This is a genomic window from Enterococcus sp. DIV1315a, from assembly GCF_051712325.1.
Classification (GTDB): domain Bacteria; phylum Bacillota; class Bacilli; order Lactobacillales; family Enterococcaceae; genus Enterococcus; species Enterococcus faecalis.
The window spans coordinates 1,144,243-1,158,993 of the sequence record NZ_JBIOOS010000001.1 but is presented as its reverse complement, the minus strand read 5'-3'; the positions used below and the strand labels follow the sequence as shown (position 1 = coordinate 1,158,993).

Genomic DNA, 14,751 nt, shown 5'->3' with positions numbered 1-14,751 from the left:
AAAACACGCCAAAAATTCTGTAATTTTATTATTTTTTTCTCGAGAAAACATCAAAATGTTGATGTTTAACACTAACATTTTGATGTTTTCGACAAAAATCTTTACAATTAATCGGTAATTTTCTCTACTTTTAACGATAACTACTTTTAAAAAAGAGTTATTTTAAAAGTGACTTAAATATTTATCATATAAAAAGTAAGGGACTAAAATCTTTACGATTCTAGTCCCTTACTTTTTATAATCCACAACGTTTTTAGTTAGAAGAATTCTTTTTTGCTTTTCTAGCAGAACGATCTTTTTGACGACGTTCAATTTTACGTTTTTTCTTATTGCTGTCTTCAATTGCCCAATTAATTTTTTTCTTGTATCCTGGTTTAATTTTTTTCTTTTTCTTTTTCACTAAACCAATTAACGTTGGGTCTAATTCTTCTCGAGATTTTTCTCGTTTTGTTCGACGGTTGCGATCATACGTCTCTACAATCTCACCATTTTTAATTTCTTTTGGTTTGAAAGAAACACCTAACTGCTCAATCTGAGTAATCGCTTCATCATCCGCTGGTGAATATAATGTTATGGCAGTCCCATTCAATCCATTACGTCCTGTGCGGCCAACCCGATGGATAAAGAAGTCCAATTCATGTGGAACTTCTGCATTGATGACATGTGAAACCCCTTCAATATCAATCCCACGTGCGGCTAAATCTGTAGCTACCACATATTGGTAGTCAAGATTTTGAACTTGACGCATCACACGTTTTCTTTCGCGTGGTGTGATGTCTCCATGAATTTTGGCAACTTTTAGTCCCTGATCTTTTAAGTAATCGGTGATTTCATCAACTCTTTGTTTAGTATTTGCAAAAACAATCGCTAAATAAGGATGCCCGATAGTCAATAATTGATAAATTATTTGATTGCTGTTTTTTCCTTTGGTGGAAATCAACCAATTGTCAATTGTTTCTGAAATAACTGCTTTTGGTTTGATATGTTCAATCACTGGATTTTCTAAATATTTTTTTAAAAATGGTCGTAATTTTTCTGGAATGGTTGCAGAAAAAACGAGCATTTGTAATTTTTCTGGCAAACGACCGGCAATTTGATCGACTTCTGCTAAAAAGCCCATATCTAATGTCATGTCTGCTTCATCGACAACAAAGGCAAAAGCCGTATGCACTTTCAAGGCTTGTTCATTCATCATATCTAAAATACGCCCTGGTGTACCAATCACCACATGAGGTTGCTGATGCTTTAATTTATTTAATTGACGTTGTTTATCTGTTCCGCCAACAAAATTTGACACTCGAATTTCTGGTTGACTGAAACGAGCCAGTTGCTGCGCTTCTTGATAAATTTGATTGGCTAATTCACGACTAGGCGCAGTAATCACAATTTGTACTTCGTCGATAGTTGGCTTAACTTTATCCATTAATGGAAGTAAAAAAGTATGCGTCTTTCCACTTCCTGTTTGCGATTGTCCAATGACACTTTTCCCTTTCTTAATGATTGGGATTAATTTTTCTTGGACTTCTGTTGGTTCTTCAAACCCTTTTTCTGCGAGTGCTTCGTTGATAAAAGGTTGAAATTGAAATTGTTTAAATGAAGGCACTTGCCTCACCTCTTCTCGTTAAATTCTTTATGCACTTTGGCATTATAACACAAAAACAACTTTTACTCACCTGCTGATTCCTTTGTTTTCGCAACTTCTAATGTACTGACTGTATAAGTATGGCTGGCTTTTTCATAAAACAAACGCCGTTTTTTACGAATCAAGGTTAACAAAACGTTGATCAAAAACAGTAAATATAAAATTAAACAGAACAAATACAGAAGCAGTGACACCATTTGCAACATCCGATTAGAAGAATTCAATAAATCAGTGGCATTGGCTAGATAAATACTAATTAAACCATACACAAAATACAAATAACCGTAGCGAACAAACAAGGCTTTTAAACGAATTTTTTCATGTCCTGTTTCAACCACCCGAATGCGAACAACTTTTTTCCCTAACGTTTGACCATTTGTCAGTTTCATCATGACGATAAAGACCGCAAACACCATGATAAAGAACCACATCCGATCTGAAAAAATCGGATAATTGGTTGCCCAATTTTTATAAGCTGGAATGAAATTTAGTCCAAAAACGAGCAGGCCTTGCACAAAGCCAATCACCAACCAATCAATCCCCCATGCAAAGAAACGTCTTAACAGGCTAACTGTCTGACCTTTTTCATAAGAGGTGGCATCAATTTCTTCTCTTGTTGGCAATAAAAAGGTAAAGAGCGGCGTCAACCAATAACCGACCATGCCTCCGACGGTATTATTAATTAAATCATTGACATCCGCCAGGCGATACGAACGTGGATAAATAAAATAAAGGCCAGATAACTGTGTTAATTCAAAAAATAATGACAATAAAAAACTCGCAAGAACTGTTTTTAAAAATGAACATTTGAAATAATACCGTAAATACACACCAAAAGGTAAAACTAATAAAACATTAAACAGTGGTTCTAAAACGGCATGCTGTTTTAATGCTGGCAAATACGTACTAGGATCTTTGAGCGAAAAAACAGTTTCGTTTAAAATCCCTGAAATAAAATGAAAAGGCCGCAGTTCCATTGTTGGTCCTGTGTATTGAGCCACTTCTGCCCGAGATGGCAACGGTAAAATTACCAAGAAATAGGCACATAATAAATAAAAAACAAATGAATACAAAATCATTGCTCGTGTCCAAACAAATGAACCATATTTGCGGTATTCATAGATTAATAATGCCCCAGAAATAAAAAATGCTAGAAACGGGAAAATAATGATTGCCCATTTAATTGGTTCGCTATATACTGCCATAAAAATTCCTCCAAGATAAACAATTTCAAGTATGAATGCCTCAATAACACTATACTTGTTTCTAAAAAAATGTACCAACAATAAATTTTATTTTGCAAATCCTCTCCTTTGCAGTATCATTAAGAAAAAGGAGGACGTTCTCATGTTACAGCCATATTTTGCGTTTGGAGTGCCGCTATTTTTACTTGTGCTCTACTTACTCTTTGCACTGATTCACCGTCAAACAACGATTCATTATTTACGGTTTATTTTGTTACTTATTTCAACATTTCTCATGGTTTTTAGTTTCCAAGTATTGCAAGAATCATGGACCATCAACCCTGAAACGTTAAAAGATGCCGCTTATTCTCCGCAATGGTTATGGATTCCTTTAGGTATCGGGTTAATCCTCACACTTTACAACGCTTGGCACGGCCTTCGTACAATGATAAAATACAAGACCGATAAACATCAGTAAGAGTCTAGGACGATGGTTGTGTCCTAGACTCTTACTGTCTCATCATTCAAATGAAATTTAATTTTTCTTAACAAACTCTGATTTTAACTTCATTGGACCAAAGCCATCTACCTTACAGTCGATGTTATGATCGCCTTCCACTAAACGAATGTTTTTCACTTTTGTGCCTTGTTTAATTGCGCCACTGGCACCTTTAACTTTCAAATCTTTGATTACAGTAACACTGTCACCATCCGCTAAAAGATTGCCATTTGAGTCCTTGACTACTAAGCCTTCTTCTGCAACTTCTTCTGTTGGTGACCATTCATGACCGCATTCTGGACAAATAAATAATCCGCGATCTTCATAGGCATATGCCGACCCACATTCAGGGCAGTTTGGTAATTGCTCTGTCATTAACGTTCTCCTTTGTAAAAAATAATTCTTTTTCATTTTACCTTATTTTCTAGTGAATGAAAAGTAGTCCTAATGATTTATCAACGTCCGATAACTACTTTCTAATTACTTATTTATTTTTGAGCCCACTCTTGGCAAGCTGCTTGGATTTCTTGGTAAATCACTTCAATTTCAGCTGCATCACGTGCATTAGCGCCACTTGCCAAAGGATGGCCGCCGCCATGATGGTTTTTAGCAATTGTATTAATGATGGGTCCTTTGGAACGTAACCGAACGCGATAATAACCTTCTGGCTGTTCAACAAAGATTGCCCATGAGAGAACATCTTCAATTTTTCCTGGCATTGAAACAATAGCTGCCGTTTCAGAATCGACAATATCATAACTGTTTAAAATACTTTGTGGTAAAACGACACGAGCAGCGCCATTTGCGTCGATTTCTAAATTTTGATAAATATAACCCGCTAATTTAGCAACCTTTAAAGGCATTTGGTCTAACTCACGATTTAAGTCTGCGGCATTAAAGTTAAACGTACGCAATTGCGCAGCGACAGCGAGTGTATGCGCCGAAGTGGAAGGATAAAGAAAACGTCCTGTATCCCCCACAATCCCAGCATACAATAAACGAGCTGCATTATCTGTCATCGTTAATTCTGCTAAATGCTGTTGCCAAAAATCAACAATAATTTCACTACAACTACTTGCATTTGTATTCACCCAAACTAAATCTCCATAAGGTTCATCATTCGGATGATGATCGATTTTAATTAATTGATCGCCTAAAGAAAAACGCGCATCACTAATTCGTGGAGCATTTGCAGTATCTGTTACAATGACTAATGCACCTCGATAGACATCGTCAGTAATAACGTCCATTTCAGCTAAAAACTCTAAGCCTTCCACTGGTCCGCCTACTTGATAAATATTTTTTTCAGGAAAGCTCGCTCTTAAGAGTTCTGCTAACCCAACCTGTGAGCCAATCGCATCTGGGTCGGGCCTTTGATGTCTATGAATAATAATTGTTTCATATTGTTTAATTGCTGCCATAATTTCTTTTACTACGTCCATTCTTTGTAGCCTCCTACGTTCTCTCCATCACTTGGCAAACAACAATTGCTTTTGCCACAATGACATTTTCTAAATAAACTTCGATATCTAATTTTGCAGAGCGACGACCAATTTCTAAAATACGTGGACGAATGTCCAATTCACTTTCCAACTGGATTAGCCGCAAATAATGTAGATTCACTTGTTCAATTAATACATTTCTTTTTTGATTCATCAACATTGTTCGTTGTGTCACGTTAGAAATAATTTCACTTAGGACACCGAACGAGATGGTACCAACACTGTTAACCATTTGGGGCGCAACCGAAAAACGAAAACGGGTTGTTTCTTTGCCATTTTCTTCAACAGGCATCACTTCCCCGGAAATTTGATCTGAAATTGTATCTGCAATTTGTGGTTGTCGTTGCACCAATTGCATGGCTTTCATCACATCTTGGCGAGAAACAATTCCAACAAGCGCTAAATCATCTTCCACCACCGGCATGACTTCTAGACCATCCCAAATCATTTGATGACTGACACTCGCTACACTCATCATCTTTTTCACAACATTGGGATCCTTTGTCATGACTTTATCCACGGTTAAATGTTCACTTTTACCAATGACATCTTTGGCTGTGACAATCCCCACTAAACGTAATTTCTTATTTACTACTGGGAAACGAGAATGATGGGTACTTTCAGATAATGCCTGATAATCTGCAATCGTTTGAGTTGTCAACAAATAATTGGTTTTTTCAAGCGCTGTATAAATATCACTGACGAGTAAAATGTCTTTTTTAATCAGCTGATCACTTAAAGCACGGTTAATCATAGTAGCCACAGTAAATGTATCATATGTGGTTCTCAAGACAGGCATACCCAGACGATCTGCTAACTGCGCAATCTCTTCAGATGTTTCAAATCCACCTGTAATTAAAACGGCTGCCCCATTTTCTAAAGCAAGCTTTTGCACGCCTTGACGGTTACCAACAATCATTAAGGAGCCTGGAGTAATATATCGCGTCATTGCGGTTTCTGTCATCGCACCAATTACAAATTTATTAAGGACTTTGTCTAGACCAGAGCTACCGCCTAACACATCCCCTTCAATAATCCGGACCACTTCACCAAATGTTAATTTTTCAATATGTTTTTTTAACTTCCGCTCAATTCGTATCGTACCAACACGTTGAATGGTGGAAACAAGCCCAATATTTTCTGCATCTTTGATGGCCCGATACGCTGTTCCTTCACTAACACTTAAACTTTTGGCAATGCTTCGAACAGAGATTCGATCGCCAATTGGTAATTCTTCAATATGTTTTAAAATTTGATCATGTTTCGTCGCCATAATTTCCTCCTAAACTAGGATCGTCTCTCCTGGGTTTAATACTTTCCCGCCAACTACTTGCTCTACGAATATTGCTGGATTTTGTTGGATAACAGGAAAGGTATTGTAATGAATTGGAATTGTTATTTCGGGATTTAAGTAAGAGACTGCTTGTAGCGCATCCTCTGGTCCCATCGTGTAATTATCGCCAATTGGTAAGAACGCTACATCAATGGATTTGTCTTTTGAAAAAAGACGCATATCTGAAAACAACGCCGTATCACCAGCGTGATAAATTTTTTTATCTTCTGCTTCTAAAATAATCCCACTTGCTTCGCCCATGTAGGTCATTACGCCGTCTATTTCATAACCAGAACTATGCAAAGCTGGCACAAATTTAACCGAACCAAAAGGAAAGACATAACGCCCACCTAGATTCATTCCATGCGCTTTTACCCCTTGCGACTGCGCATACGTAGCCACTTCAGCTATCGCAATAATCGTTGCCTTGTTGGCTTGAGCAATTGCTAGCATATCGCCAATATGATCGCTGTGTCCGTGGGTGATTAAGATGTAATCAGGGTGTAAATCTTCAAGTGAAACGTCCGCTAAAGGGTTGCCATTAATAAAAGGATCAAATAAAAGGTTCGTGCCGTCGTTTAGACGAATTTCAATACATGAATGTCCATGTCCTATCAGTTCCATTTGTATTCCTCCTACGGTATTTTCTACACACTCTTATGATAATTAATCGTCAAATTCATTCTTAAAAGTAGTACAGTTTAGTACAGTTTACTTTCTTTATTGTAACAGAGAATTAGAAATATACAATCGCATTTGCTTATTTTCTTAGCTAGTAAAGAAACAGACGAGAAAAATCATGAATCTTTCTCGTCTGTTTCTTTTTACTTATTTGGTTGTTTTCCGAAAACGTAAAATCGTTAATATAAAGGCCGCCACACATAATAGAAAGGCGACAAAAAAGGTTTCACGCATTCCCACAATAAATATATCTGGGCGATTAGCCAGATACGTGGTTACTCGTTCACCATAGGCTTCGCTCATACCACGATATAAAATGGTCGTTGACAACGCAATCCCAATGACCATTCCTAAGTTTCTAGCAAAAGAATTCATACTTCCTGCTACACCTAAATCTTGCTTTTCAACACTACTCATAACCATTGTATTGTTTGGAGACTGGAAAAGTGCATTTCCCAAGCCCATAATGGCTGTTGCAATCACATAATACCAGATGGGCGAATTCATATCTAAAAACATATACATTAACGACGTACAGCACAAAAGCAACAATCCGCCAAATGTTAAAATACCTGGGCCAATTTTATCCGTCAAATAGCCACTCAGAGGAGCCCCAACCACCATTAATAACGGAAATACCATCATTAATAGACCAGCATAACTAGCACTTAGTTTGCGTGCATCCTGCAAATAAAATGGAATGACAACATTTACAAAAAAGTTTGAGGCAAAAATTAAAACAGCGGACAATAAACTTAAAGTAAAAATTTTGTTTTTAAAAATTGCGAACTTAATAAGTGGGCTTTTTCTTTTTCGTTCAACCATTATAAATAATCCTAATGCGATTACTGCAATAATGAACAATAAATAGGATTGTAACGAGCCAAACCCGCTCTCTTGTCCGAGGAAAATCCCGCCGAAGAACGTCATAATCGCAATGGCAATACAAGCAAATCCTGAAAAATCTATTTTTTCTTTTGTTTTTGTAATATCTTTTGGTAGAAACTTTTCGCCAATTAAAATTGTAACTAGCCCCACAGGAACATTAATCCAAAAAATATACGACCAAGAAAAGTTTGATAAGATCAATCCACCAATCCCAGGACCAGCAATCGCGCCTAAAGAGACAAAGGCACCTACTGCACCAAGCGCCCGCCCTCTTTCATTTAAAGGGAATACTTCCGTAATAATTCCTGAATTGGTCGCCATGGTCATGCTAGCACCAATACTTTGAACGACCCGCGCAAATAATAGAAAGCTCAGCGATTGATTAAAGCCACAAAGTAACGAACCAATCGTAAAAATAACCGTGCCAATTCGATAAACTTTTATTTTTCCAAAACTGTCGCCAATTTTTCCAAATAATAATAAACAAGCACAGACAACCATTAAATAAATAGATACGACCCATTCCGCTTGATTCATGGGTACGGACATTTCTTTTGAAATAGTCGGTAAAGCAATATTTACAATGCTGGAATCTAATGTAGACATGAAGGTAAACATAGCCACAGAAACTAAGATCCACCAACGATTTTTCTGCACTTCAGAATCCTCTTGGTAACTTTTAATTTTCTCCATTGATTCATCCCCTCTCGCTCCAAAACAGTTTACTTACTAATAATAACTCTATTTCTTCTTTTTTTCATCGGAAATTTTCTAAAAAATCACTCATGAGATGTTCACCTTCTTATTACACGCTCGCAATTGACAACCATTCGCTTTTACGCTAATTTAAAATTAGCAAACGGAAAACGCAAGGAGGACTTGAAATGACCTTAATTTCTCGCATTAAACAATTAGCTCAGTCAAAGCAATTAACCCTCGCCCAATTAGAAAGAAACGTCGGCATTTCCAATGGACAAATTCGTCGTTGGGATACCTCTTCGCCTAAAGTAGAGAATCTTTTAAAAATAGCAGACTATTTTTCTGTTTCCTTGGACTATTTAATGGGCCGCACCCAACAAACAGAGATCAATCATCAGGCACCTATGACAAGCACACAAAAAGAGTTACATATTCAGATTACTACGGAAGAGTTAACAGAAGAAGAAATTACTCAGTTAGAGGAAGAAGCAAATCGTTTCTTGCGGTTCCGTAAATTTGAAATGACAAATTCTTAAGTAATGCGACAGTCAGCGGCTCTGTGTTCTTTGTACTTATTAATTTATTCAGCCACTAGCATATTCATTGTAATAAACCAAATAAATGCCAGAAGGAGACACCTTCTGGCATTTATTTGGTTTATCTTCTTTATTTATCCTTACTTATAAAATAATCGATTCACCATACTCGATAATTTTGTCTAAACTTGTGTTCAATCGTAAACCAATTAGAATTATTCGTTGTTCCCAAATACGTCCATCCATTCGCAGAATAACCATTACGCACATTGATTTTCCCATAAACATATCCATGTAAATTTGGCGCCCAGTTCCCTGTTGCTCGAGTTTGATATTGATGGAAATACCTCACGACCCAACCAACATAAGCTCTGTTTCTTGGGTTAACAGATTGACTACCAATCTCGTTTTGCAATTCAACTAACGCATCATTTTGAATGACTTCTTCTGCCTCTACTGGTGAATTAAACACCAAACTAACACCCAACAAATTTGTTAGAACACAACCATACACAACTTTCTTTTCCATTGTTTCTACTCCTAACATAATATATTTTCACTATTTATAATTTTATACTACCAAATAATTATTTAAAAAACAACCTTTCTCTTTCTTTAATTTAATGTTAATATAATCTATATAACTAATTTCTAATAAAAGGAGAAAAAAATTGAATAATTCAATAGAAATAACCAAGATCTGCGTAGCATTGAACAATAAAAACATCTTGAATAACTTGTCGCTTACATTAAATACGGGATCAATCACATGTATTGTTGCCCCAAATGGTACAGGAAAAACGACTTTTTTTAAATCAATCGTCCAACTTATCCCGCTCGAATCTGGTGAAGTAATAGTTGACAAAACATCAATCAAAAACAGAACTGACTACAATAAAAAAATCTTTTTCATAGAATCCGCGAATCAATTATTTGCAAATCTTACCGTTTACGAGAATATGCAAGTAGCGGCCAAGTTATGGAAACATGATGCTAATTTTGAATCAATCATTAACTTAGTCGGTGTTAACACGTACATAAACAAAAAAATTAAACACCTTTCTGCAGGTATGAAGCAAAAAGCCTTGCTCTCAGTCGCCATCGCTAGTGGTGCGTCTTTTCTGATTTTTGATGAGCCATTAAATGGTCTCGATATTGAAAATGTTGAGTACCTAACAACCGTCTTTCTTACTTTAAAAGAGCAAGGAAAAACATTACTTTTGTCATCTCATAATATTTTCGAAATAAGCAAGCTTTGTGATGCAATTTATTTTTTAGATAGCGGTATTCTGAAATCAGCGTCACTAGACTATCTACAATTAAAAGAAGAATACTACGAACTATATGCAACGAAAGGTCGTGCCTAAATGATAAAATTTGAACTAATTAAAATTTTTCGAGAGAAAACCACTTATTTTCTGTTTGCATTATTCGTTCTCGTTATTAGCGTTCCTTTTTTTTTAGGAAATGCCAATTTTAATTATGTAAAATATTACGAAGATAATTACTATGCCGGCATAACAACGATTGAAAGTATCAAAGATGACCCAACTGCAACAAAAATCGTTGAAGACATCAAGGAAACAAATGGTTATTTAAAAAAACTCATTGATTCTCTAAAGAAAGGAGATCAAAAAGCGATTGTTGAAAATGAGTATAACTTGGAAAAAAAAACGCTAGAAGGAATTCTAGATGGTAGTTTGCAAGCTAGATCAATTAGTGAACAAAAAAGTATAGTGGCCGTACTGGAGTATTTAAAAAACAATGGGCTAAATAAAACGAGTGATAATCCAAAAAAGATGGGCGTGATCCAATATCTAAATTTGGTTTTTTCTTCTCCTCAATTAATGCAAATTATTTTAATTCTGATTAGTTTCCAGATTGCTTATTTATTTAATTTAGACTATAAAAAACATAATTTCATTTGGTATTGTGTTTCTCCTAACTCTTATGTACGAACATATTACACCAAACTTTTTGCCATTGTTTTGTCGCTCTTTGCAAACCTACTCAGCGCATTTCTCCTTGTACTTGCATTTGTCTTTCTAAAAAATGGACTGGGTGTGTTTAATTACCCGATTGCCACCAGTTCGAAAAATACGGAAGTCAGTTTGATAGCAACAAATGACTTTGTCGTTAAAACAATCTTCTTTTTTATATTATTTCTAGTATTTCTAGCATTGTTAAGTTTAGTATTCAGCATTCTAACAAGTAATTTAATTCTAAATCTCTCTGTTTTAATTATTCCATTAGTGATTGGACAATACGATGTACTCAATACGTTACTTAACGAGAACTTAAAACCTTACATTCTCTTAAGCTACTTGGATATGCCTCATATTCTATTAGGTGGTGACATTATGAGACCTTTGCGAAATCCATTGTTAAACTATCAAAACGGGATCTTAATAACTCTTCTCACCATTCTCGTACTTGTCATAATCTCTCTAACTATCTTACTCTGTCCTTCTCAAAAGTTAATAGCAAAAAAAACTAGAACCTAAACAAAAAAAACCACCACGACCGTCGTCTGTGGTGGAAATGAAGGTTGTTATTTACTCTTGGTAGGAGTAAGTATGAAAAAACCAATTCGGGATAATTGGCATAACGTAAGTATAGTAGTTTGTGCCTTTTTTATCATGAGTTTCAGCTATATTTTTTATAAAACTTTTATTAGAACACCATTAACAGTCCTTTATTTAGATTCTTTAAAGCGTTTTCTTTTATTGAACATATTGTTTTAAACATTCGATTTCCTGTGCTACACTTACTTTTAGAAGGGGGATTTTATTATGGCAAATCAAAAAAAAGATAGCTTATCAACATTATTTTCTGAAGAAGTTCATGGACCGTTTGTTACTTTCTTGTTTAACACCCATGTCGCTCATCAAAACGTAGAAAAAGATTCGCTTGTTTTGAAAAATTTTGCAAAAGCGGCAAAAACACGCTTTGAAAAAAAATTTCCTGAGGAAAAATGGGCTGTTTTCCAAGAAAAAATTGACGCACTTCTAGCTGATGCTTCCTTCTGGCGCAACGGCACAGCAAGTGTTTCAATCATCTTATCTCCAGAGAACACCTTTGTTCAACGATTAGATGTGCCCGTTGACGATCAATATTACGTGGACACGATTCCTTATTTACTTGGACTAGTCAAAGACAAACAATTTAACTACCATTATTACCTACTTGCTCTAAATCGCGATTCAATGAAACTTTACAAGGTTGATCATACGACTGTGACCCCTGTTGAATTGCCTAAAGATGCACCAACAGACGTGGTCACAGCTTTAGGTGATGAATTAACGGGTGGTAATTTAAACTTTTCAACTCAAGGTAGTTCTAACGGTTCTAAAGAAGGTGTCGCTTATCATAGCATCAATACTAAAGATAAAGAAGTTGAAATTGATTGGGTGAACTACTATCAAGCAGTCGATACTTTCTTAAAAGATCAACTGGATAATCCTGAAAAATTACCGCTTTATCTTTATGCTTTACCAGAAAACCAAACACTCTTTAAAAAGATTGCTAAAAATCCTTATTATGATTGCTCAATTTCAGTTGCTGCTTCACCTGCACAAGCAACCATTCAAGATATCCGCAGCGCTAGTGAAAAAATAGCTGCAGAGTTAACAGAAAAAGAAACAGCTTCTTATAACAAATTACTAGATCGTAAATTCTTAGATCAATTTACAGATATTTCGCCAGCGGCAGCTGACGGCAAAATTTCCCATCTTTTTATTGCAACGTCACTCTTTGTTACTGAAAACAATGAAATGTCATCTGAAGAGTACGATCGTCGCAAACTTTTAAACACCATTGCTTACCAAGTCATTCAAAACGGCGGTCAAGTTTTTGTTTTAGACCAAAAAGCTGCACCAGATGAAAAATCTTTAGCGGCTATCCTCCGTTATTAAAAACAGGCAAAAAGCCCATTGTAAGAAAGCGCCTTACAATGGGCTTTTTTTCTGAGCCTTATTGAAACAGCACTATAACAGCCTTATCTTCACTTTCTAGTTTTTAAAAAACATCCGATAAAAAAGAAAATAAGGTTATCGCTATACAAAAACCAGTTAGTATGCTATAGTAATAGATGTAGTTTTTGTTCGGTAATATGGGTAGCTGTTTCAAATAAACATCTTCCACATTTTTCACCTTTCAAGTAATTGCAAAATATGAATGTGTTATAACACACATCTAGGAGGATATTTATTATGGAAACAGGTACAGTAAAATGGTTTAACTCAGACAAAGGCTTTGGCTTCATCACTGCAGAAAACGGAAACGATGTATTCGTACATTTCTCAGCTATCCAAGGTGACGGCTTCAAAACTTTAGAAGAAGGTCAAGCAGTAACTTTCGAAATCGAAGAAGGTCAACGTGGCCCTCAAGCAACTAACGTTACTAAAGCTTAATTAAACAATACTGACTCAAAAACCTGACGTTAATCGTCAGGTTTTTTTTATAAAAAAAAGAACAAGAAAACTTTCTGAAACTAAGTGCTTCCTCTATTTTTTTTGAAGAGTTTTCGTTATACTGAAGAGGAAAAATGTTTTAAAGGAGTTTATTTATGCAATTTTATGGTGATTTAACCTTTTTAGGTGTTTATTTATTGGGTCTCTTTTTCATTCCCTCGTGGCGGAAAAAGAAAAAAGAACACGATTGGTTACCGTGGATGTTTGGCTGGACTGTCTTTATGTTCTTCTCATATGTTTTATATTTAGAAATCATTCGTGGTACAGCCTTCTTTTTAATCCCCATTGCTTTTTTTGGCTTGTTTGCGCTCTTCTACTTCAAAGAAAAAAGACGTTTACTGAATGGAACATTATTTAATATTTTTCTTGTGGTTCTAGCGACTTATTTAGGGATTACTGCGATTCGTACAAACAACTACTTTTTAATAACCTTAGCAATTATTGCAATTCTAGCTATTTTAATTGCTTTGGCTCTAGGAATCTATGCTTTAATTATTTTCCTCTATTGGAATGCGGTCGTTGTTATGAGAAAAGAAGGTCGGTCTCTAGGGAACTTGTTGACGTTGTTGCTGGCAATTGGCTTAACATTACTATTAATTTATAATTTCTTTTTTCAATCGTTGTTACCAACTTGGCTCTCCTTACCCTTAACTATTGCGCCATTTATTTTGACTTATTTCGCGTTTGTTTTTTATAATTTTTTAACTGTTTCTACGTTGTATCAATTTAATCAGCCAAAATATACACAGGATTATATTGTTGTGTTAGGTTCGGGGCTAATCAATGGTGAGATTGTGCCACCGTTATTGCAAGCCCGCATCAACAAAGCCATTCAATTTTACAAGGCTCAAAATCGCGCAACGTTAAATCCACCAAAAATCGTCATGTCTGGTGGTCAAGGCCCCGATGAATTACTTCCTGAAAGTGTCGCGATGAAAATGTATGCTTTGACACAAGGTATTCCTGATGATGATATTTTAGTAGAAGCTCATTCAAAAAACACACTAGAAAATATGCGTTTTTCCAAAGAAACAATGATTGAGGATTTTGGAAATGCTAATTTCCAAGCCATTTTTACTACAAACAATTATCACCTTTTCCGAGCGGGTCTTTTCGCTCGAATGGCTGGCTTAAAAGCTGATGGCATTGGTGCAAAAACCGCTTTTTATTTTTTACCTAACGCGTTTATTCGAGAGTTCATCGCCATTGTAGTGATGTACAAACGCCGCCATATTATTGTTTGCGGCCTAGCTGCCATCGGTATGGTTATGTTATTCTTAACAGGATTGATTATTCAGTAAAGAAGGAGTTTCCC

At 35.8% G+C, this 14,751-nt stretch carries 15 protein-coding genes; 7 read left to right on the top strand and 8 right to left on the bottom strand.

Annotated features, from left to right (window positions below; translation table 11 throughout):
• Nucleotides 1–253: 253 nt before the first annotated feature.
• Nucleotides 254–1,612 carry a DEAD/DEAH box helicase gene (locus IGJ03_RS05595; RefSeq protein WP_002385937.1) on the bottom strand — a complete coding sequence of 453 codons (1,359 nt, stop codon included), beginning with the start codon at nt 1,610–1,612 and terminating at the stop codon, nt 254–256.
• 53 nt (nt 1,613–1,665) lie between these two features.
• Nucleotides 1,666–2,847 (bottom strand): VanZ family protein, encoded by a 1,182-nt coding sequence (locus IGJ03_RS05590; RefSeq protein WP_002377637.1) that lies wholly within the window; start codon nt 2,845–2,847, stop codon nt 1,666–1,668.
• Between the two features lie 55 nt (nt 2,848–2,902).
• On the opposite strand from IGJ03_RS05590, the gene IGJ03_RS05585 reads away from it, so the two are divergent.
• Entirely contained in the window at nt 2,903–3,304 is a 402-nt protein-coding gene (locus tag IGJ03_RS05585) for a hypothetical protein (RefSeq protein WP_375804724.1), read from the top strand.
• A 57-nt stretch (nt 3,305–3,361) separates the two neighbouring features.
• Here the strand turns inward: IGJ03_RS05585 and IGJ03_RS05580 are convergent, their stop codons facing one another.
• The 5 genes from IGJ03_RS05580 to IGJ03_RS05560 form a co-directional block, all read right to left on the bottom strand.
• Nucleotides 3,362–3,700 carry a zinc ribbon domain-containing protein YjdM gene (locus IGJ03_RS05580; protein WP_002357741.1) on the bottom strand — a complete coding sequence of 113 codons (339 nt, stop codon included), beginning with the start codon at nt 3,698–3,700 and terminating at the stop codon, nt 3,362–3,364.
• 113 nt (nt 3,701–3,813) lie between these two features.
• Entirely contained in the window at nt 3,814–4,767 is a 954-nt protein-coding gene (locus IGJ03_RS05575; RefSeq protein ID WP_010712398.1) for a DHH family phosphoesterase, read from the bottom strand.
• A gap of 13 nt (nt 4,768–4,780) precedes the next feature.
• Complete coding sequence (locus tag IGJ03_RS05570; RefSeq protein WP_002357743.1) at nt 4,781–6,100, bottom strand: DRTGG domain-containing protein; 1,320 nt, start codon at nt 6,098–6,100, stop codon at nt 4,781–4,783.
• A gap of 9 nt (nt 6,101–6,109) precedes the next feature.
• Nucleotides 6,110–6,784, bottom strand: coding sequence for a metal-dependent hydrolase (locus IGJ03_RS05565; protein ID WP_375804710.1), 675 nt, complete (start codon nt 6,782–6,784; stop codon nt 6,110–6,112).
• 204 nt (nt 6,785–6,988) lie between these two features.
• Entirely contained in the window at nt 6,989–8,422 is a 1,434-nt protein-coding gene (locus tag IGJ03_RS05560; RefSeq protein ID WP_002357746.1) for an MFS transporter, read from the bottom strand.
• 191 nt (nt 8,423–8,613) lie between these two features.
• On the opposite strand from IGJ03_RS05560, the gene IGJ03_RS05555 reads away from it, so the two are divergent.
• Nucleotides 8,614–8,964, top strand: coding sequence for a helix-turn-helix domain-containing protein (locus IGJ03_RS05555; protein ID WP_002377642.1), 351 nt, complete (start codon nt 8,614–8,616; stop codon nt 8,962–8,964).
• Between the two features lie 160 nt (nt 8,965–9,124).
• On the opposite strand, the gene IGJ03_RS05550 is transcribed toward IGJ03_RS05555, so the two are convergent.
• Nucleotides 9,125–9,493 (bottom strand): hypothetical protein, encoded by a 369-nt coding sequence (locus IGJ03_RS05550; RefSeq protein ID WP_010777603.1) that lies wholly within the window; start codon nt 9,491–9,493, stop codon nt 9,125–9,127.
• 142 nt (nt 9,494–9,635) lie between these two features.
• Between IGJ03_RS05550 and IGJ03_RS05545 the strand changes: the two genes are divergently transcribed.
• From IGJ03_RS05545 to IGJ03_RS05525, 5 genes are all read left to right on the top strand, one after another.
• Nucleotides 9,636–10,331, top strand: a complete 696-nt coding sequence (locus IGJ03_RS05545; RefSeq protein ID WP_010777602.1) for an ATP-binding cassette domain-containing protein — start codon at nt 9,636–9,638, stop codon at nt 10,329–10,331.
• On the top strand, nt 10,332–11,468 hold the full coding sequence (locus tag IGJ03_RS05540) for a hypothetical protein (RefSeq protein WP_010777601.1): 1,137 nt from the start codon (nt 10,332–10,334) through the stop codon (nt 11,466–11,468).
• Nucleotides 11,469–11,756: 288 nt separating this feature from the next.
• Nucleotides 11,757–12,878 (top strand): baeRF6 domain-containing protein, encoded by a 1,122-nt coding sequence (locus tag IGJ03_RS05535; RefSeq protein ID WP_002357749.1) that lies wholly within the window; start codon nt 11,757–11,759, stop codon nt 12,876–12,878.
• 297 nt (nt 12,879–13,175) lie between these two features.
• Nucleotides 13,176–13,376, top strand: coding sequence for a cold-shock protein (locus tag IGJ03_RS05530; protein ID WP_002357750.1), 201 nt, complete (start codon nt 13,176–13,178; stop codon nt 13,374–13,376).
• A gap of 155 nt (nt 13,377–13,531) precedes the next feature.
• Complete coding sequence (locus IGJ03_RS05525) at nt 13,532–14,737, top strand: YdcF family protein (RefSeq protein ID WP_010817250.1); 1,206 nt, start codon at nt 13,532–13,534, stop codon at nt 14,735–14,737.
• The last annotated feature ends 14 nt before the right edge of the window (nt 14,738–14,751 follow it).

Excerpts from the sequence above, each read along its gene's own strand:
- IGJ03_RS05555 (WP_002377642.1), top strand. The coding sequence starts at position 8,614 with ATGACCTTAATTTCTCGCATTAAACAATTAGCTCAGTCAAAGCAATTA.
- IGJ03_RS05565 (WP_375804710.1), bottom strand. The coding sequence starts at position 6,784 with ATGGAACTGATAGGACATGGACATTCATGTATTGAAATTCGTCTAAAC.
- IGJ03_RS05590 (WP_002377637.1), bottom strand. The coding sequence starts at position 2,847 with ATGGCAGTATATAGCGAACCAATTAAATGGGCAATCATTATTTTCCCG.
- IGJ03_RS05530 (WP_002357750.1), top strand. The coding sequence starts at position 13,176 with ATGGAAACAGGTACAGTAAAATGGTTTAACTCAGACAAAGGCTTTGGC.
- IGJ03_RS05540 (WP_010777601.1), top strand. The coding sequence starts at position 10,332 with ATGATAAAATTTGAACTAATTAAAATTTTTCGAGAGAAAACCACTTAT.
- IGJ03_RS05535 (WP_002357749.1), top strand. The coding sequence starts at position 11,757 with ATGGCAAATCAAAAAAAAGATAGCTTATCAACATTATTTTCTGAAGAA.
- IGJ03_RS05560 (WP_002357746.1), bottom strand. The coding sequence starts at position 8,422 with ATGGAGAAAATTAAAAGTTACCAAGAGGATTCTGAAGTGCAGAAAAAT.
- IGJ03_RS05580 (WP_002357741.1), bottom strand. The coding sequence starts at position 3,700 with ATGACAGAGCAATTACCAAACTGCCCTGAATGTGGGTCGGCATATGCC.
- IGJ03_RS05575 (WP_010712398.1), bottom strand. The coding sequence starts at position 4,767 with ATGGACGTAGTAAAAGAAATTATGGCAGCAATTAAACAATATGAAACA.
- IGJ03_RS05570 (WP_002357743.1), bottom strand. The coding sequence starts at position 6,100 with ATGGCGACGAAACATGATCAAATTTTAAAACATATTGAAGAATTACCA.
- IGJ03_RS05550 (WP_010777603.1), bottom strand. The coding sequence starts at position 9,493 with ATGGAAAAGAAAGTTGTGTATGGTTGTGTTCTAACAAATTTGTTGGGT.
- IGJ03_RS05525 (WP_010817250.1), top strand. The coding sequence starts at position 13,532 with ATGCAATTTTATGGTGATTTAACCTTTTTAGGTGTTTATTTATTGGGT.